This is a genomic window from Streptomyces monticola (assembly GCF_042665355.1).
In the GTDB taxonomy this organism is placed as follows: domain Bacteria; phylum Actinomycetota; class Actinomycetes; order Streptomycetales; family Streptomycetaceae; genus Streptomyces; species Streptomyces monticola.
The window spans coordinates 1,294,660-1,321,420 of sequence record NZ_JBHTCF010000001.1 but is presented as its reverse complement, the minus strand read 5'-3'; the positions used below and the strand labels follow the sequence as shown (position 1 = coordinate 1,321,420).

The window sequence follows — 26,761 nt, the reverse complement described above, 5'->3', positions numbered from 1 at the left end:
CCGTGACCGCTATGGCCCTCATGACCGTCATGGCCGGGCCTCCCGCGTTGACCGGCGTGTCAGCGCCCGTATCCGAGCCCGCAACCCGAGGTTGGTCCGGTGTGGAAAACATGTCCTGACGTGAGACCGCTCCGCTGGTCCCTGCCGAGCCTGCGCCAGGTCCTGTGCCTGCTGCCGCTCGCCGTCGTCGTGGCCCTCGCGGTACGGCACCGGCAGGTGCTCGCCGAGGGCTTCGCCCGGCTGCCGTCGGCCGACTGGCCCTGGCTGCTCGCCGCCGGGGCCACCACCTGCCTCGCCTGGGTCGCGGCCTCGTTCACGCGGCAGGGTGCGGTGGTGCAGCGGCTGCCGGCGTTCCGGCTGCTCGCCACCCAGTTCGCGGCGGGCGCCGCCAACCACATGCTGCCGACCGGGCTCGGCGCCTCCGCGGTGAATCTGCGGTTCATGACGGTGTGCGGGCTGCCGCTCGCCCGCTCGTCGGCCGCGCTCGCCCTCTACCTGGCGGCGGAGAGCATCGGCCGCGTCACCCTGCTCGTGGCGCTCCTCGTCGCCTTCCCCGGCGCTCTGCGCGTCTCGGCCCTGCTGCCGCCGGGCGCCCTGGACACCCTTCTCCTGGTGGCGGCCGGAGTGGTGTGCGTGACGGTGACGGTGCTCGTCGCGGTGCGCAAGGTGCGGGAGGCCGTGTCCTCCTTCGCGCGCACCGCGCTCGGCGAGGCCCGCTCCGTGCACACCCGGCCTGCCCGCGTCCTGGCCCTTTGGGGCGGGAGCCTGGCCTTTCCCGCGCTGCAGGCCACGGGACTCGTCGCGGTGGGCCGTTCCTTCGGTCTGCAGGTACCGGTGATGCACATGGCTCTCGCGTATCTCGCGGCGACCGTCGCGGTGGCGCTGGTGCCGACGCCGGGCGGGCTCGGCTCGGTGGAGGCCGCGCTGGTCGTGGCCCTGGTCGCGGCCGGCGGCCCCGCGGCCGTCGCGACGGCGGTGGTCGTGGCGTACCGCATCATCACCGTCTGGCTGCCGCTGCTGCCGGGCGCGCTGACACTCGGGGCGCTGGTACGGCTCAAGGTGCTTTAGCCGTACGGGTACGGCTCAAGGCGCTTCAGCCGTACGGGTACGGCTCAAGGCGCTTCAGCCGTACGGGTGCGGCTCAAGGCGCTTCAGCTGTACGGGAGTTCAGCGAGGGGATTCACCGGCAGGGCTCACGGGCGTCGGCGCCGCCCGCCGGAGCAGCAGCCCGGCGGCACCCGCCGTGAAGTACATCAGGATCGCGTACACCGCGCTGGGTACCGCCATCTCCGTGCTGTCGAGCAGCGAGGGGCTCAGCGCGATGGTGAGGGAGAGCGAGGTGTTGTGCATGCCGATCTCCATGCAGGCGGCGACGGCCTGGGCGTGCCCGGCGCGGACGAGGCGGGCCGCGTAGTACCCCGTGGCCAGGGACAGCACACTGAACACCACGGCCACCGGGCCTACTTCGACGAGATAGCCGCCCGCGTTCTTGCGTTCGGCGAAGAGCGCCGCGAGCACGATCCCGGCGAGCAGCACCAGGCACAGCACCTTCACCGGCCGCTCGGCGCGCTCCGCGAACCGCCGCCGCCTGGCCCGTACCACCATGCCGAGCGCCACCGGGACCAGGACGATCGCGAAGACCTGCGTGGTCTTGCCGAACTGCAGCCCCACCTCGCCGCCGTCGCCCGCCGGGTCGAAGTGCGCGACGGCCAGATTGACCACGATCGGCAGCGTGACGACGGCGAGGATCGAATTGACCGCGGTGAGCGTGATGTTGAGCGCCACGTCGCCGCCGAAGAGATGGCTGTAGACATTGGCCATCGTGCCGCCCGGCGACGCGGCGAGCAGCAGCATCCCGACGGCGGGTGCGGCCGCGAGGCCGAACAGCTCGACCAGACCGAAGCAGACGGCGGGCAGAAGCAGCAGCTGGCAGCCGAGCGCGGCGGCGACCGTACGCCGGTGCTCCACGACCCGCCGGAAGTCGCCGACGGTGAGGCTGAGCCCGAGGCCGAACATGATCGCTGCGAGCACCGCGGGCACCAGTGCGGTCACGAGGGGAGAGTCCACCCGCACAGGGTGGTGCGTACGGGTACAGGAGTCCACAGCCGCGCCCGGGTCGGGGCACACCCCGACTCCACTTCAGCAACTAGGAGTCGAGGGGCCCGCGCGGCGCGTCCGCTTCGGCCCGGGTCCGACAGGCGCACCGGGGCAGGAAGAACTGTGTGACCGGGCCGATCGCGAGCGCGTACAGGACGGTGCCGACACCGACTGTCCCGCCGAGCAGCGCGCCCACGACGAGCACCGAGACCTCGATCAGGGTGCGCACGAAGCGGATCGAGCGCCCGGTCACGGCGGCCAGGCCGGTCATCAGGCCGTCCCTTGGTCCTGGCCCGAAGCGCGCGCCGACGTACACGGCGATGGAGAGGCCGTTGAGGAGGGCACCGGCGGCGAAGAGCCCCGCACGCGCGGGCAGCCCCAAGTCCTCGGGTACGAGCAGCAGTCCGAGGTCGGACGAGCCCGCCACGACGACGATATTGGCGACGGTCCCGAAGGCCGGGCGCTGTCTGAGCGGAATCCAAAGGAGCAGCACGAGCACCCCCACGGCGGCGGTGACGGTGCCGAAGCTCAGACAGGTGCGGCCCGCGACCCCCTCGTTGAGCACGCCCCAGGGGTTGAGGCCCAGGGCGGCTCTGACCATGAGCGCGGCGCTGAAGCCGTACAGCGCGAGACCGGTGAAGAGCTGCGGAAGGCGTCTGAGCGGGCGCTCCCGGAAGGGGAGATACGTGAGCGGGGGCGGACCGGTCCGGCCCCCGGGGGTCCGGGTGGTCCGCGAGGCAGGCGCGGTCCGTATGACCCGCATGGTTCGGCGCATGGTCCGCCGCATAGGTGGCTGCTCCCTAGATCGTCCGGTATGCCCGCACTCGCAAGGCCATTGGGGCAACTCTGTACAGTGATTGGCTTGGATTACATGGCCAATCCACAGCGATTGGTTTGGTTGAAGGGTCGGAGAGGAGGACTGGTGAGGAGCGGTGAGCAGCGAGCAGCGAGCGTTGAGCGGACCCTGGGCAGCCGGCAGCTCGCCACGCTGCTGCCGGACCCGGCGGCGGCACGGCCCGCCTACCGGCATCTGGCCGAGGCGATCAGCACCCTGATCCTGGACGGCCGGATCGCCCTGCACGCCAGGCTCCCCGCCGAACGCGCGCTGGCCGCCGCCCTGAACACCAGCAGGACCACCATCACCGCCGTGTACGACCTGCTGCACGAGCGCGGATACGCGCACAGCCGGCAGGGCGCGGGCACCTGGACGGCGCTGCCCGAGGGCCGGGCGCCCAGTGGCATCGCCCGCCTCGTCGCACCGCGGGACGCCGCGATCGACCTGGCCAGGGCAGCCCCCGAGCTGGCCGGGCAGACCCTCACGGACGCGCTCACGCAGATCACCCCCGAGATCGCGGAGCACGCGCTTACCCCCGGCTACCACCCTTACGGGCTCCCGGAGTTGCGTGCCGCCATCGCCGACCGCTTCACCCGCCGCGGCCTGCCCACGGTGCCCGGGCAGATCCTCGTCACCTCCGGCGCCCAGCACGCCTTCACCCTCGCCCTGGGTCTGCTCTGCGGCCCCGGCGACCGGGTCATGACCGAGAACCCGTCGTATCCGAACGCCCTGGACGCCCTGCGCAGGGCCCGGCTGCGCACGGTCGGCGTGCCGGTGACCGACGCCGGCTGGGACATCGAGATCATCGAGTCGACGCTACGCCAGTCGGTGCCTCAACTGGCCTATCTGATCCCGGACTTCCACAACCCGACCGGCGCCCTGATGCCCGAATCCGAGCGCGCCCGCGTCCTGCACGCCGCGGCCCGCTCCGGCACCTGGCTCGTCATCGACGAGACCCTGGCCGAGCTCGCCCTCGACGGGCCCTCTCCGCGCCCCTTCGCCGCCCATGCCTCCCCCGGGAGCACCGGCCAGATCATCACCGTCGGCTCCATGAGCAAGACGCACTGGGCGGGGCTGCGCATCGGCTGGCTGCGGGCACCCGCGCGTCTGGTCACCGAACTCGCGGGGCAGCGGATCGCCGGCGACATGGGCGGCTCGGTCCTGGACCAGCTCCTGGCGCTCGCCCTGCTCGCCCGGGCCGGTGAACTGCTGCCGCAGCGTCTGGAGCGGCTGCGTCGTCAACGCGCGGCGCTGACCGCGGCGCTGGCCGAACACCTCCCGCAGTGGAAGCTGCGGCAACCGCCCGGCGGCCTCTCGCTCTGGGCCGACCTGGGCGAGCCCATCGGCTCGGCGCTGGCCGAGCGGGCCATGGAGCACGGGGTACGCATCGAGAGCGGCGCCTGCTTCGCCACCGAGCCCGGCCTCTTCGAACAGCGGCTGCGCATTCCGTACACGACGCCGCCGGACACGCTGCGCGAGGCCGTACAGCGCCTGGCCGCCGCGCTCGCCGACGGTGTCTCACCGGCACTTGGCGGCCGGCGAACGCACTGGATCGCGTAACGCTCAGCTCATCAAGGAAGCAGCACCCAGTCCGCGGCCAGCGCCGCGACGAGCCCCGCACCGAGCAGCCAACTGCCGAGCCGGGTACGGCCCCTGCGGCTGAGGTCGATGACGATGCCGCAGAGAATGAGCAGCAGTCCGTACACACCGACGACCAGGACGGAGGCGCGCGTCTCCAGGCGCACCGCGAGCACCACGGCGGCCGCGGCCATGAGCAGCGAGGCGACGGCTATCCGTATCCGCCGTGCCTGGCGCGGGGTGAGCCCGGCGAACCCCGGGCCGGCCGCCGCGGCCGCGCCATCCGCCTCTTCGATCTCCTCGGCCTCATCGGGCTCCTCGGCCTGTGAGGTGTCCGACTGCTCGCCTTGGAGGTGGTCGTGCTCTTGATCAGATCCGCTCATGGCGTGGATCGTAGCCGCTACCCATTGAGCACCGTCCCGGTGGCAAGGGCGAGGATCAGGCCGCTGGAGACCAGGGCCGTCAGCGACCGCCCGCGCGGTCCCGTCAGGGCTCTGCCGAACACCGCGCCACCGCCCGCGAGCAGAATCTGCCAGCTCGCCGACGCCACCACGATCGCCGCCACATAAGCTGCGTTCTCGATTCCGCCCCTATGCTCGTGCGCCTGCCGTCCGAGAATCAGCGCCACGAAATAGAGGGCGGGCCAGGGATTCAGTGCGGTAAGGCCGAAGAAGACAAGAAAGGAACGCAGCGGTCTCACCCCGCCACCGCCCACTGTCACTTCACCGCCGGATATCCGTGCACCGCCGGGCGACGCCCTTTCCCGCGCTTCGCCCGTGTGGCCGCGGAAGGCGCCACGGCCGATCCGTACGGCCATCACCACCAGGATCGCGAAGGCCGCCCACCGCAGCGGCCCGGCGAACGGCCGTACCGCACCGGCCAGGGCCGCGCCGCCCAGGACCGCCGCCACGGCGTAGAGTGCGTCGGCCGCGGCCGCTCCCAGGGCAGCGGCCAGGCCCACGCGAAAGGACGTACGCGCCGTCATGTTCACCATGAGGACCGCGACCGCGCCCACCGGAACGGCGAGTCCGTATCCGGCCCACAAACCCGCGACCATTGCTTCGTACATACTGAACTCCCCTTTTCCGCCGGGCGATTGAGTTTCATTCTCATCTCGGCCCGGCCGGGAAATCCATCGATGATTTCCGCACCGTACCGTGCACAGGAGCCGCATGATCGACCCCCGTCTGCAGACCCTGCGCGTGCTGCACGCGCAGGGCACCGTCACGGCCGCCGCCGCGGCGCTGCACCTCACGCCGTCGACGGTCTCCCAGCAGCTCCGCCAGCTCGCCGCCGAACTCGGCGTGGAGCTGCTGCGTCCCGAGGGCCGCCGGGTACGCCTGACACCCGCCGCGCTGACGTTGATCGAGTACGCGGACGGGCTGCACGCGCGGTGGGAGGAAGCCACGGCGGCCCTCGACCGGCATCGCTCGGGGGTGGCCGGGCACATCCGGGTGTCGGGGGTCGCGACCGCCCTGGCCGCGGTGGTGGCCCCCGCCCTGCGCGCCCTGCGGGCCGAAGTCCCGGACGTCACCTGCCACTTGAGTGAGGACCCGGGCGAGGACCGGACGCTGCTGCTGCTCACCGACCGCACGGACATCGCGGTGGTCATCCCCACGCCGGACGCGCCGCTGCCGGACCCCGGGCGCCTGGAGCGGCGGCACCTGCTCACGGAGCCGCTCGATCTTCTCGTGCCCGATGGTCACGCTCTCGCGCACCGGGACCGGGTCGAGTTGACCGAGGCCGCGGCGGAGACCTGGATCCGGGCGGGCGATCCGGCCGACCAGCTCCGGCTGCTGCTGCAGGCCGCGGCGGGCGCCGGGTTCACTCCCCGCCTCGCGCACGCCGCCGTCGACTGGTACGCGGTCGCCGCCCTCGTGGCCTGCGGTCACGGTGTCGCTCTGCTCCCCCGGCTCGCGCCGCTGCCCGCCGGTCTCCCGGTGCGGCGCGTACCGCTCGCCGGGCGGCCCGCGCCGACCCGGAGTCTGGTGGCGTGCGTACGGCGTGGAAGCGCGGAGCAGCCGGTGATCGCCCGCACGCTCGTGGCCCTTGAGACGGCGGCGCGGGACTGGCAGGGCCGTAGCCAGGTGTGAGGGGGCAGGGGTATGAACGGGCCTCAGCGAAGGAGCAGTTGGAGACCGCCGAGTGCCGTCGCGCCGATCACCAGGCGCTCGAAGAGCCGCTGGTCGATCCGGTCCACGCACACTTTGCCCAGGTAGGCGCCCGGCACGACGAAGAGGATCAGCGCCGCGTCGAGGAGCAGGGAGCGTGTGTCGATCAGGCCGAGGCCGACGCTGAACGGCACCTTGAAGCTGTTGACGATCAGGAAGAACCACGCGGACGTGCCCAGGAACCCGAGTTTCCGGAAGCCCGCGGAGAGCAGATACAGCGACATCACGGGGCCGCCGGCGTTGGCGACCATGGTGGTGAACCCGCCGAGCACACCGTAGGAGCGGGCCTTGATCCGCCCTGCGCGGCTCCGCACGGACGGCGGCTCATCATCGGCCCCGGAGGCGGCACACCCACCCCCACCGGCACCGGCATCAGCCGCGGCCGCGGCGGCCCGTCGCCGCAGCACGGTGACACCGGCCATCATCAGCAGGATCGCACCGATCGAGGTGCGCACCGCCGCGTCGTCCGCCCACATCATGAAGACCGTGCCGGCCAGGACGCCGACGGCGACCGCGGGGAACAGCCGCCACAGCGTGGGCCAGTGGGCGTGCCTGCGGTAGGTCAGCACGGCGAGCACGTCTCCGGCGATCAGAACGGGCAGCAGGACGCCGGTGGACTCACGGGCCGGAAGGACCGCGGCGAAGATCGCGAGGCTGACCGTGTTGGCCCCGCTCACGGCGGTCTTCGAGAAGCCGACGAGGGCCGCTGCCGCGGCGAGCACGGCCAGTTCCCAGATAGTGATCGTGTCCATTCCGGGAACTGATGCTATGCCCAAGCAACTTGACGGTCACGGCGGGAGTCACAACAGGAGTCACGGCGGGAGCCGCCCCGGCCGCATCCGGCGCCACGGCCCGCCCTGCGCGGTGACGTTCACCCCTGCCCCGCCCCGAGCACCCCCGCGATGTCCCCGCGGGCGGAGATGCCCAGTTTGGCGAGGATCCGTTCCAGGTGGGCGTCGACGGTGCGTTTGGAGATCACCAGACGCTCACCGATCTCCCGGTTCGAGAGGCCTTCGGCGGCGAGCAGCGCCACTTCGTGCTCGCGCCGGGTCAACGAGCCGCGCCGCGGGGCGGGTTCGGCCCCTCGTGGCTCGGGCACCGGGGCCGGGACCTGCCCGGTGGCGTGGGCCACCACCTCGGACAGGGGCTGTGCGGCACCGAGCGCGCGAAGCCGCTCGAAGGGTTCGTCACCGAGCGCCTCACGGGCCTTGCGGGCGGCCTCCAGGTGGGAGTCCTCCATGAGGGCGGTGCCGCCGAGCCGCGCCCCGGCCCGCTTCCAGATGGGGTCCGCGGCGCCGAGCAGACGTACCGCCTCTTCGTAACGGCCGTCGTGCACGGCGAGCCAGGCGAGCAGCTCCAGGCAGTACCCCATGCCGACGCCGTCGCCGAGTTCGTGCTTGATGCGCAGCGCGGTGATGCCGGACTCGGCGCTCTTGCCGTGCTCACCGCGGCGGTAGTGGGTCACGCCGATCACGTAGTGCAGATAGCCGCGCACCCAGCCCTCGGTGGAGTCGGGGCCGAGCCGGGCGAGCCCGCGTTCGCACACCTCCAGGGCGCTGCCCAGCTCTCCCATCAGGTGGTTCATATAGCCGATCTGGGTCTCCAGGGTCACGAGGCCCACGGTGTCGCCGACGGACAGCAGGATCTGCTGTGCCTCTGCGGCCGCCTGGGCGGCCTCCGCGTGCCGCCCGGTGAAGGTGAGCGACAGATTGAGATAGACACGGCCGCGGCCCGCGGTGACCGGGTCGCCGATCTTGTCGGCGATCCGTACACACTCCTGGGCCTGGTCGAGGGCGGCCGGATCGCCCTGGAAGGCGCCGAGGTAGCTGCTCATGGCGAGCGCCCAGGCCCGCTGGCGGACATCGCCGGGGAACCGGTCGGTGATCTTCGCGTACCAGTAGCGGCCCTCGGTGTGCAGGCCCGAGATATGCCAGTACCCCCACAGGGCACCTGTCAGGGCGGCCGCCTGGGTCTCCTTGCCGGGTACGGCAAGCGCGTACTCGACGGCCAGGCGCAGGTCGTCGTGCTCGCGGCGCAGCGCGCGGTAACGCTGGATCTGGTCGTCCGCGAGGAAGTTGCGGTCGAAGGACTCGGCCAGGGACAGATAGCGCGCGCAGTGGTGTTCGCGCAGGGCCGCCTCCTCGCCGCTCGCGCAGAGGTGTTCGGCGCCGAACTCGCGCAGGGTGTCCAGCATCCGGTAGCGCCCGCCGTGCTCGTCGACGCGCAGCACCACCGACTTGTCGACCAGGCCGACGAGGGCGGGCAGTACCTCTTCCACCGGGAGTCCGCCGCCCGCGCAGACCTCTTCGGCGGCCTCCAGGTCGAAGCTGGACGCGAAGACCGAGAGCCGCGCCCAGAGCAGCTGTTCCTGTGCGGTGCACAGGTCGTGGCTCCACTCGATGGCGGTACGCAGCGTCTGGTGGCGCGGCAGGGCGGTGCGCCGGCCGCCGGTGAGCAGCCGGAAGCGGTCCTCGATACGGTCGAGGAGCTGGCTCAGGGGTACCGCGCGCAGCCGGACCGTCGCCAGTTCGATGGCGAGCGGCATCCCGTCGAGGCGGCGGCACAGGCGCACCACGTCGGCGCGGTTGGAGTCGTCGACGGTGAAGCCGGGCACGACGGCGGCGGCGCGCTGGGCGAACAGCTCCACGGCTTCGCCACCGCACTCCTGCACGGGCAACGGCGCGACGGGGCAGGTGTGTTCACCGGCCACGTCGAGAGGCTGGCGGCTGGTGGCCAGGACGGAGATGCCCGGGGTCTCGCGCAGCACGATGTCGGCGAGCATGGCGCAGGCGTCGACGAGGTGCTCGCAGGTGTCGAGGATCAGCAGGGCGCGGCGGGTGCGCAGATGGTCGAGGACGGCGTCGAGCGGGAAGCGCGCGCCGTCCTCGGGCAGTCCGAGCGCGGCGGCCACGGTGTGCGGCAGGAGTTCGGGGTCGCGCAGACCGGAGAGTTCGACGAGGCACACACCGTGTTCGTAGCGGTCGGTTATGCGTGCGGCGGTGCGCAGCGCGATCCGGGTCTTGCCGACGCCGCCGGGCCCGGTGACGGTGACCATGCGGGCGTTGCGCAACGTCGTGTCCAGGCGGGCGACGTCCTCTGTCCGGCCGACGAATCCGGTGACCTCCACGGGGAGTTCGCCGGGACGTCTGCGGATCAACCCGAATGTCATGTGCAGCCCTCACAGGTCGTTGCGTCGCGCGACCCCGACCATACGCAGCTCACACCGTCGCTACAGCCGCTCTTCACGAAGAGCACACGAATACGGGGCAGTTCGGAGTACGCACCCCCCTACGTATACCGATTCTCCCCCGGGCCAGCGGATTTAGGTATACGGAGGAAGGTCTTCGGGTGCGGTGATCGCCCTGCTCACAGGGCAGGATGGAGGGTGTACGGCAGGAGCGGGCCGGCTGGCTTGTCGGTGAGCCAGCCGGCCGACGCCCGCCCGGACACAGCCCTCCCCGCTCCCCCCTCGAATCCGGCGGGGAGGGCCGCCCGGACCCGCCCGGCAGCGGCCCGTCGGGGTCCTGGGTCCGCCCGGCGACGGCCGTCTCGCGCCCGGCGAGAACGAACAGCGCGACGGCCGCCCCGGTGCGCACCGTGTTGACGCCGCCCCCGCACAGGAGCCGCGTGCCGCCCGGACAGAGCCGTGCGGCGCCCGGACAGAGCCGTGCGGCGCCCGGACAGGAGCCGTGCGGCGCCCCCGCACAGGAGCGCGCGACGCGCCCCGTCACCGAGTGTGCGGCCCGCTCACTCGGGGCCGATACCGTGCCACTTCCGCTCCGTTTTCCTCAGTGTCTTCCTCGGTGGTCACACAAGTGTCACTCTCTGTCCCCTTGACCTCGGACCTCTTCTGGCACTCCACTTAACTTGTCCAAACAAGTCCACCCCCGTTTCAAGAGGTCCCCCCACCCATGGCAGAACTCAACCGCCGCCGTTTCCTGCAGATCGCCGGTGCCACCGCGGGTGCCGCGGGCGCCGCGGCCCTGGCGAGCAGCATCACGCGCGCCACCGCCATCCCCGCCGCGCGCCGCACCGGCACCATCGAGGACGTCGAGCACATCGTCGTGCTCATGCAGGAGAACCGCTCCTTCGACCACTACTTCGGTGCGCTCAAGGGCGTCCGTGGCTTCGGCGACCCGCGACCGGTGACGCTGCCCAGCGGCAAGTCCGTGTTCCACCAGCCGGACGGCGCCAAGGAGGTACTGCCGTACCACCCGGACGCCGAGGACCTCGGGATGCAGTTCATCGAGGGCCTCGACCACGACTGGGCGGGCGGCCACAAGGCCTGGAACGACGGCAAGTACGACCAGTGGATACCCGCGAAGACCGCGGGCACGATGGCCCATCTGACGCGCAAGGACATCCCGTTCCACTACGCGCTCGCCGATGCCTTCACCGTCTGCGACGCGTACCACTGCTCGTTCATCGGGGCGACGGACCCCAACCGCTATTACATGTACACGGGCCACGTCGGCAACGACGGCAAGGGCGGCGGCCCGGTACTCGGCAACGAAGAGCTGGGCTACGACTGGACGACGTACCCCGAGCGCCTGGAGAAGGCCGGGATCTCCTGGAAGATCTACCAGGACATCGGCGACGGCCTGGACGCGGACGGCAAGTGGGGCTGGATCGACGACGCCTACCGCGGCAACTACGGCGACAACTCGCTGCTGTTCTTCAACAAGTACCGCGACGCCAAGCCCGGCGACCCGCTCTACGACAAGGCCCGCACCGGCACGAACGCCAAGAAGGGCGACGGCTTCTTCGACGTCCTCAAGGCCGATGTGAAGGCCGGCAAGCTGCCGCAGATCTCCTGGATCGCCGCCCCCGAGGCCTTCTCCGAGCACCCCAACTGGCCCGCGAACTACGGTGCCTGGTACATCTCGCAGGTCCTGGACGCGCTCACCTCCAACCCCGAGGTGTGGTCGAAGACGGCCCTGTTCATCACGTACGACGAGAACGACGGCTACTTCGACCACGTGGTGCCGCCCTACCCGCCGGCCTCCGCCGACCAGGGCAAGTCCACGGTGGACACCACCCTGGACTACTACGAGGGCGGCGCGAAGTACGGCGCCGGGCCCTACGGCATGGGCCAGCGCGTGCCGATGCTGGCCGTCTCCCCCTGGTCCACGGGCGGCTACGTCTGCTCCGAGACCTTCGACCACACCTCGATCCTGCGCTTCATGGAGCGCCGTTTCGGTGTCGGCGTGCCCCAGATCTCGCCCTGGCGCAAGGCCATCTGCGGCGACCTGACCTCGGCCTTCGACTTCAGCCTCCAGGACACGGACCCGGCCGAGCTGCCCGGCACCGACGGCTACCGGCCGCCGGACAACGAACGGCACGACAGCTATGTGCCGAAGCCGCCGGCCGAGCCCGAACTCCCCAAGCAGGAAGCGGGCACACGCCCCACCCGGCCGCTGCCCTACGCGCCGTACGCGGACGGCGCGGCGACCCCGTCGACCGGCCGTTTCACGCTGACGTTCAGCGCGGGCCGGAAGGCGGGCGGCCACTTCTACGTCACGACGGGCAATCGCGCCGACGGCCCGTGGACGTACACGGCCGAGGCCGGCAAGACGGTGTCCGACACCTGGAACACCGAGTACTCCAAGGACGCGTACGACCTGACGGTGCACGGCCCGAACGGCTTCCTGCGCACGTTCAAGGGCGCCGGCAAGGTGGCGGGCCCCGAGGTGACGGCCCGCCACCGGGCCGACGGCACCCTCGAACTGACCCTGACCAACGCGGGTGAGGCGGCCGTACGCCTCACGCTGACCAACGCCTACGGCGGTGCGGGCAAGACCGTCACGGTCGGTGCGGGCAAGACGGTCAAGCACACCGTGGACACCCGCGCGGGCAAGCGCTGGTACGACGTGAGCGTCAAGTCCGCGACGGACGAGACGTTCCTGCGCCGCTTCGCGGGCCATGTGGAGACGGGCAAGCCGGGCGTGAGCGACCCGGCCCTGATCACCGCCTGATCACTGCCTGATCATCGCCTGACAGAACGTCACTGCCCTTGCCGGGGCCCGGTGCAGCTCACCGGGCCCCGGCTTTGCGCTGTTGACCACCCGGTATGCGGATTCTCACGCCCGCAGGACCGGCCCTGGTGTCCCAACGTCCGCCCGCATGCGGCAGGATGACGCATTGTTTCGCCCCGAGTCGTACGTACGTCCGGCACGTGATCCACACGTTTCCGGCACAAGCGCACGCCCGGCCGCACCCGAGAGACAAGCAGGTGACCAGGTGACCCAGGTGACGAACCTGACGAGACAGCACCCCGTGTGCCCCGGCCCCCGCACAGCGGGCGGTGATCGATGAGCCGGGATCTGACCCTGCACGACGCGATTCTCGCCGCCGTCGCCCTGGCCGCGGGCATCGCCGCCGGACTGTTGCTCCGGATCCTGCTCCGCTGGCTCGGCCGGCACGCCACACGCACCCGCTGGAGCGGTGACGACGTGATCGTGGCCGCGCTGCGCACACTCGCCCCGTGGGCGGCGGCGATCGGCGGCGCGGCTGTCGGCACCATGGCGCTGCCGTTGACCCGGCAGGTGCGCACCATCGTCAACCAGTCGCTCACGGCGCTCCTTATCCTGGTCGCCACGCTGATCGTGGCCCGGGTGATCACGGGCCTCGTGCAGTCGGTGACCCAGTCACGTACGGGAGTGGCGGGCTCCGCCACGATCTTCGTGAACATCACGCGGGTCGTGGTCCTCGCGATCGGCGTCCTCGTCGTCCTGGAGACGCTCGGAGTCTCCATAGCCCCGCTGATCACCGCACTCGGCGTCGGCGGTCTCGCGGTCGCCCTCGCCCTGCAGGACACACTCGCCAACCTCTTCGCGGGGGTGCACATCCTCGCCTCGAAGACGGTGCAGCCCGGTGACTACATCCGGCTCAGCAGCGGCGAAGAGGGCTATGTCGTCGACATCAACTGGCGCAACACCGTGGTGCGCAACCTCTCCAACAACCTGGTCATCATCCCCAACGCCCAGCTCTCGGGCACCAACATGACCAACTACACCCGGCCCGAGCAGAAGCTGACCATCATGGTCCAGGTGGGCGTCGGCTACGACAGCGACCTGGAGCATGTCGAGCGGGTGACCATGGAGGTCGTCGACAGCGTGATGGCGGACGTCGACGGCGGCGACCCGGAGCACGAAGCGGCCGTCCGCTTCCACACCTTCGGCGACTCACGGATCGGCTTCACCGTGATCCTGGGGGTCGGCGAGTTCAGCGACCAGTACCGGATCAAGCACGAGTTCATCAAGCTCCTGCACCAGCGCTACCGCACCGAGGGCATCCGCGTCCCGGCCCCCGCCCGCACGGTCGCCCTGCAGCAGAACGGCGCCCCGCTGCCGGACATCGCCGCGATCCCGCACCAGCGCGACATGAGCGCGCCCGTGCCCTGATCCCCCCTCCGCCCGCGCCCGCGGGTGGCGCGAAGCACAGATACATCGGCCATACTGCGCACCGTGGAAAAGCGCATAGACCGGAAGGCCCCCGCCGTGCCCGACCCCACTCCCCTGCAAGCCGCCTCGACGGACCCCGGGTACATCCCCGGCATCACCCCGGCGAAGCCGGACGTGTCCGCGCCGGAGCCCGAAGAGGCCGAGGACGTGCCGGAGTCCGCACAGGACCCGGACGAGGCCCCGGAAGCGGCGGCGGAAGAACCCTCGACGGAGGCGGCCGAACCGGCTGAAGCAGCCGAAGCGGCCGAAGCAGGCGAAGCGGAAGCCTCCCAAAGTGACCTCGCGGCAGACGCCGACGCCGACGGCCCCGAGTTCGAGGCCACCGACCACCGCGGCTCGATCACCGTCGACGGCACCGGCGTCCGGTTCCGCCTGGACGACCAGGAGGCGGAGTTCGACTGGGACGAGCTGGGGGCCGTGGAACACGCCACCTCCCGCTTCGGCCGCCGCCTCACGGTCACGGCCCACACCCTGCAGGGCCGCGCCTACCCCGCCGAGGTCCAGGCCCCGAACAAGGCCACACTCAAGCGCTGGGAAACGGAACTCGACGAGGCGCTGGACGCCCACTTCGAGGAGTAGGCCTCCGGGGCGGGTGCGGACACCCCGCCGCACCCGCCCCGTCTCCCCTCCACGGCCGGGAAGGGCGGCCCCTACCCGGTTGCCCCTGAGAAGTCCCTGAGATCTCCTCTCGTACCCCCTCACTCACCGGTCACGCCCCCCTGCGGCGCGCTGTTCGCGTACGGCCGTACTTCGGGGCGGTGCAGGCTCGGCCGTACGCAGGCGCGTATGTGCACGCCTGCGAACGGCTCACCGTGAGAGGACACCGCATGAAGAACAGAATCCTTGGCGCCGCCGTGCTGCTCGGGGCGCTCCTGGTGCCGGCCGCCCCGGCACACGCCGCTGCCGGCACCGAAGCCTGGGCCCCTGGATGCACCCTGGCGAGAACCGAGTTACCGCTTCCCTCGGGCATCACCGACGCGCTCATCGCGGGCACCGACGATCACGCGGGCTTCGCCGGCTACGCCCCGGCCGGCTGGAGCGCCTACAGCTGGAAGAACGGAACCGTCACCGACCACGGAGTCCCGGCCGGCGCCGACCTGGTCACGGTCGCCGACCAGAACAGCTCAGGGACGTTCGTCGGCCAAGGCCTCAAACGCACAACGGGCCTTCCGTACACGAGGGCCATCAGTTCGTACATCGTGCGCGGCGGCGCCATGACGCAACTGCCCTGGCTCGCGAACCACGACCGCACCTACGTGAGTGCCATCAGCGCCAACGGGGACGCCTTCGGTGTCGCGTCCCGCTCCGGCGGTCACACCTCGGTGCGCTGGCCCGCCGCCAACCCCACCCAGGTCACGCCGGTGCCCGGAGTGCCGGCCGACTGGCGCACCCTGCTTGACGCGTCCGACGACGGCAGGACCCTCCTGTTCCACGAGGGCATCTGGCGGGACGGGAAGGCCACCCCGCTGCCCACGCTCGACGGCCTCGACTGGTCGCCGCACAGCATGTCCAACGGCCGGGTCGTCGGGGCGGGCCTGTACGGCGCGAACGACAAGCAGGTCGCCGTTCTGATGGACCAGAACGGATCGGTGCGCATCCTGCCGAACACGGCGGCCGACACCAACAACTCCGAGTACCTGATCAACAGCAGCGGCCTGATCGTCGGCTCCACGGTCGGCCAGGGCGGCGGCAAGGAGCAGTACGGCATGCAGGTATGGAAGTTGGGGACGTACATCGGCACCTTCGGCACCCCGCTCGACGTCGCCCAGGCGCTCGGCGACGACGGGACCGTGGGCGGATACCACGACGGCTACAACTACGGGACGCCCTCCGCCTGGACGTGCTCCTGACCATGGGCCGAAAAGGCCGGAGGCCGGATCGGATTTCTCCGATCCGGCCTCCGGCCCACGACTCATACGAGCTGCTGAGCCATACGAGTCGGGACGACAGGATTTGAACCTGCGACCCCTTGACCCCCAGTCAAGTGCGCTACCAAGCTGCGCCACGTCCCGGTGCCGTTCACGGGGTGGTGACCCCCGTGGCGTGCAGTAGAAACCTTACCTCACCCCGGACCTGCGCCGATCACCCCCGCCCGGGGACAATCGCAGGGTGAACAGCTCAGACGCACCAGAGCCCCGGGACCGGGACCGCGACCCCCGCAACCGTGACCGCGACCCCGAGGGGCGCGCCCGTAACTCCCGTCCGCGTGACGGCCTCGGACGGCCGCTGCCCTACGGGGCACCCGGAGTGGAGCGCCAGCCGGAGGGCATCGTGCGCACCCCGGCGCAGAGCCTCACCGAGGCACAGGCGCTGCTCGACGAGGGCAAGCCGTTCCACGCGCACGAAGTCTTCGAGGACGCCTGGAAGTCGGGGCCCGAGGAGGAGCGTGCGCTGTGGCGCGGGCTCGCGCAGCTGGCGGTGGGGCTCACCCACGCGGCGCGCGGCAATGTGACAGGCGGGGCGCGGCTGCTGCGCCGCGGTGCCGGGGCGATCGGCGCGGCCGCGCCCGTGCCGTACGGCATCGACATCGCCGGACTGACCGCCTGGGCCGAGGAGTTGGCGGCGCGCGTGGAGCGCGACGCGGCGCCGGTGGACGCCGCCGCCTGCGCCCCGGTGCTGCGCGCGGCGCGGTGACCACCGACGGTCACCGCGCCTCTCACCGCCCGGAGCCGTGACCGCCGGGTCACCCGGGGCGGCAGTCCGCAGGCCGGACAACCAACCGTTTGTGAAAATCGTTTCCATTAAGCTAGCGTGCATTCCGCGCCGTGACCACCCCACCGAGCGAGGAATCACCCGTGCCCGCACTCCCCCACCGCCCCGCTGACGGCCCGCTGCCGGTCACCGTCCTCTCCGGATTCCTGGGCGCGGGCAAGACGACCCTGCTCAACCATGTGCTCGCCAACCGCCAGGGCCTGCGGGTCGCCGTCGTCGTCAACGACATGAGCGAGATCAATATCGATGCCTCGCTGGTACGGGACGGGGGCAGCCTGTCGCGTACCGAGGAGCGTCTGGTCGAGCTGACCAACGGCTGCATCTGCTGCACCCTGCGCGACGACCTGCTCGACGAAGTGGCCCGCCTCGCGCACGAGGGGCGCTTCGACCATCTGCTGATCGAGTCCAGCGGCATCTCCGAGCCGATGCCGGTCGCCGCCACCTTCGCCTTCGCCCGCGACGACGGAGCGACACTGACCGGCCTCGCCCGCCTGGACACCATGGTGACCGTCGTGGACGCGGTGAACTTCCTGCCCGAGCTCGACCGGGGCGACGACCTGACCGACCGTGGCCTCGCGCCGGTCGAGGACGACGAGCGCACCGTCAGCGATCTGCTCGTCGACCAGATCGAGTTCGCGGACGTCCTGCTGCTCAACAAGACCGACCTGGTCGGCACGGACGAGGCCGCACGGCTCGAAGCGACCCTGGTCCGGCTCAACCCGGCTGCCCGGGTACGCCGGATCGCGCACGGCGTCATCGACCCGGCCGAACTGCTCGGCACCGGCCTGTTCGACCTCGCCAAGGCCGAGCAGGCGCCCGGCTGGGTGGCCGAGCTCAACGGCGACCACATCCCCGAGACCGAGGAGTACGGCATCTCCTCACTCGTCCTGCGCGACCCGCGGCCCTTCCACCCGGAGCGGCTGTGGCAGCTGGTGACGGGTCCTCTCGACGAAGGCGCGTACGGCCAAGTCCTGCGGTCCAAGGGGTTCTTCACGCTCGCCACCCGGCCGGGCGTCACCGGACTGTGGTCGCACGCGGGCAGTGTGGCCCGCTTCGAGCCCTCGGCTGCGGCGCACGGCGACGACCCCGTGCAGGGCCAGGAACTGGTGTTCATCGGCACCGGTCTGCGCCACGACGAGCTGCGCGCGGCGCTCGGCCGCTGTCTGCTCACCGACGCCGAGCTGACCGCGGGCCCCGCCTGCTGGACCCGGCTCCCCGACCCCTTCCCCGTCTGGGACGTGCACGCGAGCGACGGCTGCGACCTGGAACGGTGAGCCCGCGCCGCGAGCGACGGCTGCGACCTGGCGGGATGGGCGCGCGGGCGGTACGGCAGACTGACCCGGTGCGAACGATTCACGTGATCGGTATCGGGGCGGGCGACCCCGACCACCTGACCCTGCAGGCCATCAAGGCCATCAAGGCCACCGAGGTCTTCTTCCTCCTCGACAAGGGCGAGGAGAAGTCGGATCTGACGGGGCTGCGCAAGGCCATGCTCGACGAGCACATACCGGACGGCTCCTACCGGGTGGTCGAGGCCCGCGACCCCGCGCGGGACCGCAAGACCGACAACTACGCGCCCGCCGTGGACGACTGGCGCAGCCGCCGGGCGGATATCTACGAGCGTCTCATCGGCGAAGAGCTCGACGACGGACAGACCGGCGCCTTCCTGGTCTGGGGCGATCCGGCGCTCTACGACTCCACGCTCGGCATCCTGGAGGAGATCCTGGAGCGCGGCCGGGTGGAGTTCAGCTACGACGTCATCCCCGGCATCAGCAGTGTCTCGGCGCTCGTCGCACGGCACCGCACCGGCCTGAACCGGGTGGCGCGCCCCGTGCAGATCACCACCGGGCGGCGGCTCGCACAGGGCTTCCCCGAGGGCGTGGACGACGTGGTCGTGATGCTCGACGCGCACCAGTCCTTCACGCACTACACCGACCAGGACATCGAGATCCACTGGGGCGCGTACATCGGCACCCCGGACGAGATCCTGGTCTCCGGGCCACTCGCCGAGGCCGCACCCCGGATCGCGGAACTGCGCGCCGAAGCCCGGGCCCGCAAGGGCTGGATCATGGACACGTATCTGCTGCGCCGCAACCCGGGAGGCTGAGCCGCCGCAACCGGGAGGCTCGGCCGCCGGGATCCGGGCGGCCGAGCGGGCGCCCCGGGAGTCCGGGCAGGGCGGGCGTGCGTCACCGGTCCGGCCCCGCGCCGCATGCGCCCGGCGGCCCCGCGCACAAGAGTGGCGGTGTGACCACCACAGCCGAGAGCCCGCAGGCCAGCGCCGCCGCCCCGCCCGTACTCGACGCGCGGACCCGCAATGTCGTCTTCGTGACGATCATGCTCGGGGTGCTGCTCGCGGCGCTCGACCAGACCATCGTGGGCACCGCCCTGCCCACGATCGTCGCGGACCTGGGCGGCGGCGCCCATATGTCGTGGGTCGTGACGGCCTATCTGCTCGCCGAGACCGTGGCCACCGTCCTGGTCGGAAAGTTCGGCGACCTGTTCGGGCGCAAAGTCGTCTTCCAGATCTCCGCGATCATCTTCATCACCGGCTCGTTCCTGTGCGGCCTCGCGACCAACATGACGCTCCTGATCGCCTGGCGCGGCCTGCAGGGCATCGGCGCGGGCGGCCTCATGGTCACCGCCATGGCGCTGATCGCCGATGTGATCCCGCTGCGCGAGCGCGGCAAGTACCAGGGCGCGATCGGCGCGGTCTTCGGGGTCTCCACGGTCATCGGGCCGCTCCTTGGCGGCCTGTTCACCGACCATCTGTCCTGGCGCTGGGCGTTCTACGTCAACGTCCCCATCGCCATCCTGGTGGTGGTCGCGGCCGCCCGCACCATCCCCAGTGTGAAGTCCATGGCCCGCCCGGTCATCGACTACCTCGGTATCGCGCTCGTGGCGATCGGCTCAAGTGCCCTGATTCTGGCGACGAGTTGGGGCGGCAACGAGTACGCCTGGGGCTCGGGCGTCATCATCGGCCTGTTCGCGGGCGGCGCGGTGGCGCTCGCGCTGTTCTGCTGGGTGGAGACGCGAGCAGCCGAACCGATGCTGCCGATGCGCCTGTTCGCCAACCCCGTGTTCACGGTCTGCTCCGTGCTCAGCTTCATCGTGGGCTTCGCGATGCTGGGCGCGATGACCTTCCTGCCGACCTATCTGCAGTACGTCGACGGGGACTCGGCCACCATCTCCGGGGTGCGCACCCTGCCCATGGTGGCGGGGCTCCTGATCGCCTCGATCTTCAGCGGCAACGTGGTCAGCAAGACCGGCACGTACCGGATCTTCCCGATCGTCGGCTCTCTGGTGATGGGCCTCGGCCTGTATCTGCTGTCCCTGATGGGCGCGGACACCAACACCTGGCTGGAATCGCTCTACATGTTCGTGCTCGGCACCGGCATCGGCCTGTGCATGCAGGTCCTGACGATCGCCGTGCAGAACACCGTCGACTACGCCGACCTGGGCACCGCCACGTCCGGTGTCACCTTCTTCCGCACCCTCGGCAGCGCCTTCGGCACCGCCGTCTTCGGCACGATCTACGCCAACACCCTCAAGCCCAATCTGACGGACGGGGTCGCCGCCGCGGCGCGCGCGGGCGGCGGCGCCGATCCGGCGGCCGTCGCCAGGGCCGCGGAGAGTCCGCAGGGTCTGCACCAGCTGCCACGGGAGCAGGCGGCGCCGGTGATCGAGGCGTACGCGGACACGCTGCACACCGTGTTCCTGCTGACCGTTCCGGTGGCGGTGCTCGGCTTCCTGGTGGCGCTCTTCCTCAAGCAGGTCAAGCTGCGGGACAGCGCCCGGATGGCCTCGGCCGACATGGGCGAGGGCTTCTCGTCGCCGACCGCGACAGGTGACTCCGCGAAGCTCCTCGAACTCGCCGTCGGCAAGATCGTCCGGTCGACGGGCCTGAACGAGGCCCGTGGCGTCCTGGCCGCGTCCGACAGCCGGCTCGACATGGCGGGGGCCTGGGCGGTGATGCAGGTCGAGCTCTACACGCGGATGGTCGGCCACGCGAGCCTCGGCCTGATCGCGGCCCGCCGCGAGGTACCGCCCGAGGTTCTCGTACCGGTCTTCGACCGCATGGTGGAGGAGGGCTATCTGACCCGCGAGGGCGCCTTCTTCTCGCACACACCGGCGGGGACGCGGGAGGCCGGAGTGATCAGCGACGCGTGGGGCGAGTGGCTGGGTGCGCGCCTCGAGGAGGACCGGGGGCGCCCGGCCGGGCCCGAGCTGCGCAGCGCGGTCGACGCGATCGCGAAGCGGCTGCTGGCGGAGGATCTGGCGCACGGGATGCCCGGGCCTGCGGCGCGGGATCGGGTGCCGGCCTAGGTCCCGGTTTTCCGCACCGCCGTACGGCGCACCGCTACATCGCCCTGCGGGCTCGTCCTCAAACGCCGGACGGGCTCATTGGCAAACGCCGGACGGGCTGTTCTGCGGGCTCGGTCAAGGCCACGCCTAAACGGCCTGGAGCCACTCCAGCACCGTGGCCACATCCGGCATCGTCACCACGCCCTCCGGGCCCGGTGGGCGTCGTACCACCACGACCGGGAGGCTCAACTCCCTTGCCGCCCGGAGCTTCGCGGCTGTCGCGGCGCCGCCGCTGTCCTTGGTCACGACGACGTCGATGCGGTGTTCGCGCAGGAGTGCCGTCTCGCCCTCGACGGTGTAGGGGCCGCGGTCCAGGAGTACGACGGTGGACGGGGGCAGGGGCGGGTCGGGGGGCTCCACCGACCGTACGAGGAAGTGGAGTCCGGTGAGGTGGGCGAAGGCGGCGAGGCCCAGGCGGCCCGTGGTGAGGAAGACCCGCGGGCCCAACTCCGGCAGCGGCGCCGCCGCTTCGGCGAGGGAAGCGACCGGATGCCACCGATCGCCGGGGACCGGCTCCCAGCCGGGGCGGCGCAGTGCTGCCAGAGGTACTCCGCACTGCCGGGCGGCCGCTGCGGCATGCTCGCTGATCGTGCCGGCGAAGGGGTGCGTGGCGTCGACGACGGCCGTCACACCGTGCTCGCGCAGCCAGGCCGCCAAGCCCGGTACGCCGCCGAAGCCGCCGACACGGACTTCCCCGGGCAGCTCTGCGGGGCGCGTCACCCGGCCTGCGAGCGAGGTGGTGACGCGCAGGTCCGGGCGGCCGTCGAGGGCGGCGGCCAGGCGGCGCGCTTCGGCGGTGCCGCCGAGGATCAGGAGGTGCGGGTCCTTGGACATCGGGCATCGAGCCTACCCGCGCGGATTTAAGGGCTGGCCCTGATGTGCCGCCCGGCCGCAGCTCCTAGCGTGGTGGGCACCGGCACCGCTCCGCACTGGACGTACGGGGGACGAGTCACGGGGGACGAGTCACGGGGGGGCTCGCGGGAAGCGTCCACCGCGGGGCGGCGGCCGGGCACGGAAGAGAGCGGCTCAGGCGTCGCGCAGGTAGGCGAGGACGGCCATGACGCGGCGGTGTTCGTGCTGGTCGGTGCCCAGGCGGAGCTTGGTGAAGATGCTGCGGACATGCGACTCCACCGTCTTCGCGCCGATGACCAGGTGGTGGGAGATGGCGTCGTTGGTGCGGCCCTCGGCCATGAGGGCGAGCACATCCCTTTCCCTGGCGGTGAGTTCGGCCAGGGCGCCGGCCGTGCGCGGGGCCGCCATGAGCCGGGCGACCACCTCGGGGTCGATCACCGTCCGGCCCGCGGCGACCCGTTCCAGGGAGCGGGCGAGTTCGTCGGCGTCGGCGACGCGTTCCTTGAGGAGATAGCCGAAGCCGCCGGCGCCATGGGCGAGCGCCTGTACGGTCGCCGTGGTCTCCACGTACTGCGACAGGAGCAGAATGCCGATGCCGGGGTGGCGCTCTCTGATCGTGAGGGCCGCGTGCAGACCCTCGTCGGTGTGGGTGGGCGGCATCCGGATGTCCAACAGGACGGCGTCCGGCCGGTGTTGGTCCACGAGTTCGAGCAGCGGCCCGGCCTCGCCGCACTGCGCGGGCACCTCGAAGCCCTCGTCGGTGAGCAGACGTACGAGGCCCTGCCGCAGGATCGCCGAGTCCTCGGCCACGATCACCCGCACGGCAGCTCCACCCTGATCCGGGTGCCGCCGCCCGCGGGACTGTGCACCTGCAGCACACCGTCGACGGCGGCGAGCCGGTCGGCGAGGCCGCGCAGGCCGGAGCCGCGCGCGGTGTCGGCGCCGCCGATGCCGTCGTCGACGGTCTCTATCACCAGCATCCCGCCGTGCCGGCGCGCGGACACGCTGACGGCCTTGGCCTGGGCGTGCTTGGCGGCGTTGGAGAGGGTCTCGCAGACGGTGAAGTAGGCGGTGGATTCCACGACCGGGTCGTAGCGGCCCGGCTCGGCGGCGACCACCACCGGCAGTTCGGCCTGGCGGGCCAGTTCGCTCAGGGCCGGGCCGAGGCCCTCGCGGGTGAGGACGGCGGGGTGGATGCCATGGGCGATGCCGCGCAGCTCTTCGAGGGCGAGCCGCAGGCTGTGCTCGACTTCGGCGACCGAGCCGCGGACCCGCTCGTCGGGGTGGTCGGCGACGCCCTTGGCGACCCGGCGCAGCGCCATCAGGGCGAAGACGAGCCGGGCCTGTGCGCCGTCGTGCAAGTCCCGTTCCAGGCGCCGCCGTTCACTGTCGGCGGCGCGCACGATGCGCGAGGTGGTCTGCTTGGCCTCGGAGCGCAGCCAGGCGTTCTCCAGGCCGAGCCGCAGGGCCGCCCCGACGGCGGCGAGCAGTTCCGGGTCCTCGGTGAGTGCCGGGTCGTGGTCGAGCACGGCGAGCGGCGTGCCGCGTGCGGAGTCGACGCGGGTGGCGCGGGGGCCGTCAGCGCGTACGGGCTGTTCGTACTCGTCGACGTATCCGCCCCGGATGCCCTGGCCCTGGCGCCACAGGCCGAGCCGGAGTGTGGAGTCGCCGAGGACGCGGGCGAGCACGGCCCGCATCCGTGCCGGGGTCGGTTCGGCGCCGACCTCGATGACCAGGCCGCTGACCTCGGCGCGCTGCAGCCGCATCCGCAGGAGCCCGGCGAGGAAGGCGAGCGGTACGGCGGTCTGGGCGAGGTCGGACAGGAGCAGCACGGCGTCCTCGCCGTGGCCGCCGAGCTGCGGCACGGCGAGCAGCACCACGTCCCAGGCGACGAAGACGAGCGAGACGCTGATCGCGATCCAGGCCGGAAGGAGGGCCCTGCGGCGGGCGACCGACGCCTGCTGCCAGCGGCGCACGATCGCCGCGACCATGACGGCGGAGACGGCGAGGGCGAGGGTGCGGTAGGTCAGGTCGACGGGGTCGAACAGGCCGGTGGCGCCGTCCACGAGCAGGGGGTTGGGGCCGCAGTCACGGCAGTCCAGGTAGGTGGCGTCGGTGGCGACGGCCGGGTCGTAGACGAGGGTGCGGGCAAGGCCGCCGACGGCGACGAGGCCGTAGGTGAAAACGATCAGGCGGCGGGTGAAGGTGCTGGTGGTGCGGCCGTCGGGGAAGGTGAGCACGAGGTGGACGAGAACGGCCAGATTGAGCGCTTCCCACCAGGCTCCTGCGGCGAAGAGCAGCGGCACGGAGGTGCCCTGCAGATTGCCGATGAACCAGGTGACGCCCTCGGCGACCATCAGCGGGCCGGTCCTGTTGGCGGGCCTGCGCCACCAGGCGACGAGGCCGGCGCCCGCGTAGGCCCAGCCCACGGCCAGGTCCCGCACGATGTCACCACCGCCGCCGCCCGCCTGCGCATATCCCCAGGCACCGGCCGCCCCGGCCCCCAGAGCGGCCCCCGCCCCGGCCGCAAGCCGCAGCCCGAGCCGTCGCGGCCGCGCACCGAAAGACGTCCCCACCCTGTTCACGGCCCGCAGCGTAAGGGATGGGGGCGGGGAGGGTGAGTGCGACGTGGGGCCAAATAGAGCCACTCTGGGGGCGCCCTCGGGTCCGGCTGGAGGGACGTGCCCCAAAGGGGCGCGGGGCTGTGTCGTTATGCGGCGCCGCCGCGCGGGCGCGACCAGCCACGACGCACCCCCAGGTGTCATACGGGAGGTGTGGTGACGAGCCCGGAGGGCGACGGGGGGACCTGGGGGCGCAGCCCCGGCGGGGCGCCCACCCCGCGGGGTGCCGCTACTCGCAGGTCACCTTGTCCCGCGGCGTGTAGTGCGTACGGAACGGCTCCCGCTTCACTTCCTGGCCGCCCTGCTTGAGGACCCGTTCGACGGTGATGTCGAAGCCTTCGAGCGGCGTCTGCGGCTCGCACTTCTTCGAGTCGTTCTTGCGCTCGCCGGGCTGCTTCACGTTCTCGCGCGGGCCCTGCACGGCCGTGACCTCGTCGTACTTCTTCGTGCCGAGGAAGGTGATGGTGATGGAGGTGTCGGTGGCCTCGGCCTGGATGTAGATGGCCTTGCCGGAGTCGTTGAGGAACTTCAGGTCGAGGCTGCCCCAGGCGACGGTGGCCTCGCGGCCCTCGGGGTAGCGCTCGATGTAGAAGGAGTGGGCGCCGTGCTCCACCGGCTTCACACCGGCGAAGAAGAGCGCGTTGAACATGGTGGTCGCCACGGCCGAGACACCGCCGCCGGAGGCCTTGGTGTACTGGTCGTTGAGGATGATCGTGCCGTCGACGAAGCCGTTGGCCTTGGTGCGTTCGCCGACCGTGCGGTTGAAGCTCCAGGTCTGGTCCGGCATGACGACGGAGCCGTTGATGAGCTCGGCGGCCCGGCCGATGTTCTTCGTGCGGTACGCGGCGGGCTCGAAGTTGACCGTGAAGGAGGACATCTTCTCCTTCAGGCCGAGCTGCGCGGCGTTCTCGCGGGTCACCTGCGGCTGCTTGGTGGTGGCGGCGACCTCGCCGGTACGGGCGGCGGCGCCGGTCTTGGTGAGCAGTGGAAGGACGGCCTTGCCGAGCGCCTTGTCGGTGACCTCCTGGCCCGCCTTGCCGTCGCTGGCGACGACGACGCGGTCGCCGTCCAGGCGCAGCTTCGCGTTCTCGGCCTTGCCGGTCAGGGCGGTGAGGGGCTGGGACACGGCGGGGTCGGCGAGCAGGCCCTTGCTGTCGAGCTTGGGGGTGAGCTTGCCGCTGTCGTCCGGCTTGAGCGTGAGGTGCTTGCCGAGGACGGACTGGTTGATGGTGAGCTGCTTGCCGGCGACCTTGAGGGTGACGGGCCCGGACATGGCGGGCTCGGCGAATTCGCGCAGGGCACGGCCGGTCTCGTCCGCGGTCACCTTGGGCTTGGTCTCGCGGGTGGGCAGCTCGGTGGCGGAGCCGTCGCCGAGATAGGCGCCGCGCAGGGCGTCGAGTGCCCCGTCGGCGTCGAGGGTGTGGCCGCTGCGGGGGGCCTTCTCCTCGGCCTTGCCCTGGGAGAAGGTGATGGCGCCGTCGCGCACCTTCTGCTCGTTCTTCTCCGCCAGCTTCTGGAGGGCGGCGCGGGCCTTGGGCTCGTCGACGCGGATGACGGGGTCGACGTCACCACCGGAGCGGAAGAGTCCGCCGATCACGGTGATGGGGTCGGCGCCGGTGCGGGCGGCCTCGTCGACGGTGGCCTTGGTATCGACGGAGAGCCCGGCCGCGGCCGGGTCGACGGTGTCGGTACGGTCGCCGAACTTCAGGGACAGGGGCTTGCTGCCGTCCCCCGCGACCAGTTCCTTCTCGATCTTGCGCTCGGCGTCGGCACGGCTCATGCCGCCGACGTCGATGCCGTGTATTCGGGTGCCGGCGTCGATGTCGTCCCCGGCGAGCAGCGTCCCGGCCAGATAGAGACCACCGGCCCCCACCACCAGCGCACCGCCCGCGAGGACGGCGGGGTGCAGCTGTGCGGGGCGTATTCGGCGACGCATGGGGCTCCCTGAAAGGTTCGGCGGCGGCCGCGGCCGGGGGCGCGGCGGTGTTCGGCAGGCGCCGCGGCGGGGGCGCGGCGGTGTTCGGCGGGCACCGCGAAGGACGCGGCAGTGCTCGGGGGAACCTAGCA

21 protein-coding genes and 1 tRNA gene are annotated in these 26,761 nt (G+C 71.6%); 11 read left to right on the top strand and 11 right to left on the bottom strand.

Going from position 1 to position 26,761, the window contains the following annotated elements; all coding sequences use genetic code 11:
• Window positions 1–120: 120 nt before the first annotated feature.
• Entirely contained in the window at window positions 121–1,068 is a 948-nt protein-coding gene (locus tag ACFQVC_RS05450; RefSeq protein WP_381826960.1) for a lysylphosphatidylglycerol synthase transmembrane domain-containing protein, read from the top strand.
• A 99-nt stretch (window positions 1,069–1,167) separates the two neighbouring features.
• Here the strand turns inward: ACFQVC_RS05450 and ACFQVC_RS05445 are convergent, their stop codons facing one another.
• Window positions 1,168–2,067: a bile acid:sodium symporter family protein gene (locus ACFQVC_RS05445; RefSeq protein WP_381826958.1), complete on the bottom strand. Its 900-nt coding sequence runs from the start codon at window positions 2,065–2,067 to the stop codon at window positions 1,168–1,170.
• 79 nt (window positions 2,068–2,146) lie between these two features.
• A complete protein-coding gene (gene yczE, locus ACFQVC_RS05440; protein ID WP_381826956.1) occupies window positions 2,147–2,872 on the bottom strand; it encodes a membrane protein YczE in 726 nt (241 codons plus the stop codon).
• Window positions 2,873–3,019: 147 nt separating this feature from the next.
• Here yczE and yczR point away from each other — a divergent pair, with 147 nt between their 5' ends.
• Window positions 3,020–4,492 carry a MocR-like transcription factor YczR gene (gene yczR, locus ACFQVC_RS05435; protein ID WP_381826954.1) on the top strand — a complete coding sequence of 491 codons (1,473 nt, stop codon included), beginning with the start codon at window positions 3,020–3,022 and terminating at the stop codon, window positions 4,490–4,492.
• Window positions 4,493–4,503: 11 nt separating this feature from the next.
• On the opposite strand, the gene ACFQVC_RS05430 is transcribed toward yczR, so the two are convergent.
• Together ACFQVC_RS05430 and ACFQVC_RS05425 are read right to left on the bottom strand one after the other, a co-directional pair.
• Entirely contained in the window at window positions 4,504–4,893 is a 390-nt protein-coding gene (locus ACFQVC_RS05430) for a hypothetical protein (protein WP_381826952.1), read from the bottom strand.
• Between the two features lie 17 nt (window positions 4,894–4,910).
• A complete protein-coding gene (locus tag ACFQVC_RS05425) occupies window positions 4,911–5,579 on the bottom strand; it encodes a LysE family transporter (protein WP_381826950.1) in 669 nt (222 codons plus the stop codon).
• A 103-nt stretch (window positions 5,580–5,682) separates the two neighbouring features.
• Here ACFQVC_RS05425 and ACFQVC_RS05420 point away from each other — a divergent pair, with 103 nt between their 5' ends.
• Complete coding sequence (locus ACFQVC_RS05420) at window positions 5,683–6,603, top strand: LysR family transcriptional regulator (RefSeq protein WP_381826948.1); 921 nt, start codon at window positions 5,683–5,685, stop codon at window positions 6,601–6,603.
• A gap of 23 nt (window positions 6,604–6,626) precedes the next feature.
• Here ACFQVC_RS05420 and ACFQVC_RS05415 read toward each other — a convergent pair whose 3' ends face one another.
• Window positions 6,627–7,433, bottom strand: coding sequence for a sulfite exporter TauE/SafE family protein (locus ACFQVC_RS05415; RefSeq protein WP_381826946.1), 807 nt, complete (start codon window positions 7,431–7,433; stop codon window positions 6,627–6,629).
• Window positions 7,434–7,552: 119 nt separating this feature from the next.
• Window positions 7,553–9,850: an ATP-binding protein gene (locus ACFQVC_RS05410; protein ID WP_381826944.1), complete on the bottom strand. Its 2,298-nt coding sequence runs from the start codon at window positions 9,848–9,850 to the stop codon at window positions 7,553–7,555.
• A 742-nt stretch (window positions 9,851–10,592) separates the two neighbouring features.
• On the opposite strand from ACFQVC_RS05410, the gene ACFQVC_RS05405 reads away from it, so the two are divergent.
• The 4 genes from ACFQVC_RS05405 (at window position 10,593) to ACFQVC_RS05390 (ending at window position 15,994) form a co-directional block, all read left to right on the top strand.
• Complete coding sequence (locus ACFQVC_RS05405; protein WP_381826942.1) at window positions 10,593–12,656, top strand: phosphocholine-specific phospholipase C; 2,064 nt, start codon at window positions 10,593–10,595, stop codon at window positions 12,654–12,656.
• 336 nt (window positions 12,657–12,992) lie between these two features.
• On the top strand, window positions 12,993–14,084 hold the full coding sequence (locus ACFQVC_RS05400) for a mechanosensitive ion channel family protein (protein ID WP_381826940.1): 1,092 nt from the start codon (window positions 12,993–12,995) through the stop codon (window positions 14,082–14,084).
• A gap of 63 nt (window positions 14,085–14,147) precedes the next feature.
• Window positions 14,148–14,723 carry a hypothetical protein gene (locus tag ACFQVC_RS05395; protein ID WP_381826938.1) on the top strand — a complete coding sequence of 192 codons (576 nt, stop codon included), beginning with the start codon at window positions 14,148–14,150 and terminating at the stop codon, window positions 14,721–14,723.
• 248 nt (window positions 14,724–14,971) lie between these two features.
• Window positions 14,972–15,994 carry a hypothetical protein gene (locus tag ACFQVC_RS05390; protein ID WP_381826936.1) on the top strand — a complete coding sequence of 341 codons (1,023 nt, stop codon included), beginning with the start codon at window positions 14,972–14,974 and terminating at the stop codon, window positions 15,992–15,994.
• Window positions 15,995–16,082: 88 nt separating this feature from the next.
• Here ACFQVC_RS05390 and ACFQVC_RS05385 read toward each other — a convergent pair.
• Window positions 16,083–16,156 (bottom strand) — tRNA-Pro (locus ACFQVC_RS05385).
• A 97-nt stretch (window positions 16,157–16,253) separates the two neighbouring features.
• Between ACFQVC_RS05385 and ACFQVC_RS05380 the strand changes: the two genes are divergently transcribed.
• The 4 genes from ACFQVC_RS05380 (at window position 16,254) to ACFQVC_RS05365 (ending at window position 21,182) form a co-directional block, all read left to right on the top strand.
• Window positions 16,254–16,778 carry a DUF309 domain-containing protein gene (locus ACFQVC_RS05380; RefSeq protein WP_381826934.1) on the top strand — a complete coding sequence of 175 codons (525 nt, stop codon included), beginning with the start codon at window positions 16,254–16,256 and terminating at the stop codon, window positions 16,776–16,778.
• A 161-nt stretch (window positions 16,779–16,939) separates the two neighbouring features.
• Window positions 16,940–18,130, top strand: a complete 1,191-nt coding sequence (locus tag ACFQVC_RS05375) for a GTP-binding protein (protein WP_381826932.1) — start codon at window positions 16,940–16,942, stop codon at window positions 18,128–18,130.
• A 68-nt stretch (window positions 18,131–18,198) separates the two neighbouring features.
• Window positions 18,199–18,963 (top strand): precorrin-6A synthase (deacetylating), encoded by a 765-nt coding sequence (gene cobF, locus ACFQVC_RS05370; RefSeq protein WP_381826930.1) that lies wholly within the window; start codon window positions 18,199–18,201, stop codon window positions 18,961–18,963.
• A 140-nt stretch (window positions 18,964–19,103) separates the two neighbouring features.
• Window positions 19,104–21,182, top strand: a complete 2,079-nt coding sequence (locus ACFQVC_RS05365) for an MDR family MFS transporter (RefSeq protein WP_381826928.1) — start codon at window positions 19,104–19,106, stop codon at window positions 21,180–21,182.
• Window positions 21,183–21,308: 126 nt separating this feature from the next.
• On the opposite strand, the gene ACFQVC_RS05360 is transcribed toward ACFQVC_RS05365, so the two are convergent.
• From ACFQVC_RS05360 to ACFQVC_RS05345, 4 genes are all read right to left on the bottom strand, one after another.
• The gene (locus ACFQVC_RS05360) at window positions 21,309–22,055 is read right to left on the bottom strand and encodes a cobalt-precorrin-6A reductase (protein WP_381826926.1); all 747 of its coding nucleotides are present in this window, start codon (window positions 22,053–22,055) and stop codon (window positions 21,309–21,311) included.
• 192 nt (window positions 22,056–22,247) lie between these two features.
• Complete coding sequence (locus ACFQVC_RS05355; RefSeq protein WP_381827130.1) at window positions 22,248–22,889, bottom strand: response regulator transcription factor; 642 nt, start codon at window positions 22,887–22,889, stop codon at window positions 22,248–22,250.
• Window positions 22,886–24,658 carry a sensor histidine kinase gene (locus ACFQVC_RS05350; RefSeq protein WP_381826924.1) on the bottom strand — a complete coding sequence of 591 codons (1,773 nt, stop codon included), beginning with the start codon at window positions 24,656–24,658 and terminating at the stop codon, window positions 22,886–22,888. Before ACFQVC_RS05350 ends, ACFQVC_RS05355 begins: the two co-directional genes overlap by 4 nt.
• Window positions 24,659–24,923: 265 nt before the next feature.
• Window positions 24,924–26,630, bottom strand: coding sequence for a VanW family protein (locus ACFQVC_RS05345; protein WP_381826922.1), 1,707 nt, complete (start codon window positions 26,628–26,630; stop codon window positions 24,924–24,926).
• Window positions 26,631–26,761 lie beyond the last annotated feature (131 nt).

Bases quoted from the DNA above. Each gene is read 5' to 3' on its own strand.
- yczE (WP_381826956.1), bottom strand. From the start codon at position 2,872: ATGCGCCGAACCATGCGGGTCATACGGACCGCGCCTGCCTCGCGGACC.
- ACFQVC_RS05430 (WP_381826952.1), bottom strand. From the start codon at position 4,893: ATGAGCGGATCTGATCAAGAGCACGACCACCTCCAAGGCGAGCAGTCG.
- ACFQVC_RS05425 (WP_381826950.1), bottom strand. From the start codon at position 5,579: ATGTACGAAGCAATGGTCGCGGGTTTGTGGGCCGGATACGGACTCGCC.
- ACFQVC_RS05420 (WP_381826948.1), top strand. From the start codon at position 5,683: ATGATCGACCCCCGTCTGCAGACCCTGCGCGTGCTGCACGCGCAGGGC.
- ACFQVC_RS05415 (WP_381826946.1), bottom strand. From the start codon at position 7,433: ATGGACACGATCACTATCTGGGAACTGGCCGTGCTCGCCGCGGCAGCG.
- ACFQVC_RS05410 (WP_381826944.1), bottom strand. From the start codon at position 9,850: ATGACATTCGGGTTGATCCGCAGACGTCCCGGCGAACTCCCCGTGGAG.
- ACFQVC_RS05405 (WP_381826942.1), top strand. From the start codon at position 10,593: ATGGCAGAACTCAACCGCCGCCGTTTCCTGCAGATCGCCGGTGCCACC.
- ACFQVC_RS05400 (WP_381826940.1), top strand. From the start codon at position 12,993: ATGAGCCGGGATCTGACCCTGCACGACGCGATTCTCGCCGCCGTCGCC.
- ACFQVC_RS05390 (WP_381826936.1), top strand. From the start codon at position 14,972: ATGAAGAACAGAATCCTTGGCGCCGCCGTGCTGCTCGGGGCGCTCCTG.
- ACFQVC_RS05360 (WP_381826926.1), bottom strand. From the start codon at position 22,055: ATGTCCAAGGACCCGCACCTCCTGATCCTCGGCGGCACCGCCGAAGCG.
- ACFQVC_RS05345 (WP_381826922.1), bottom strand. From the start codon at position 26,630: ATGCGTCGCCGAATACGCCCCGCACAGCTGCACCCCGCCGTCCTCGCG.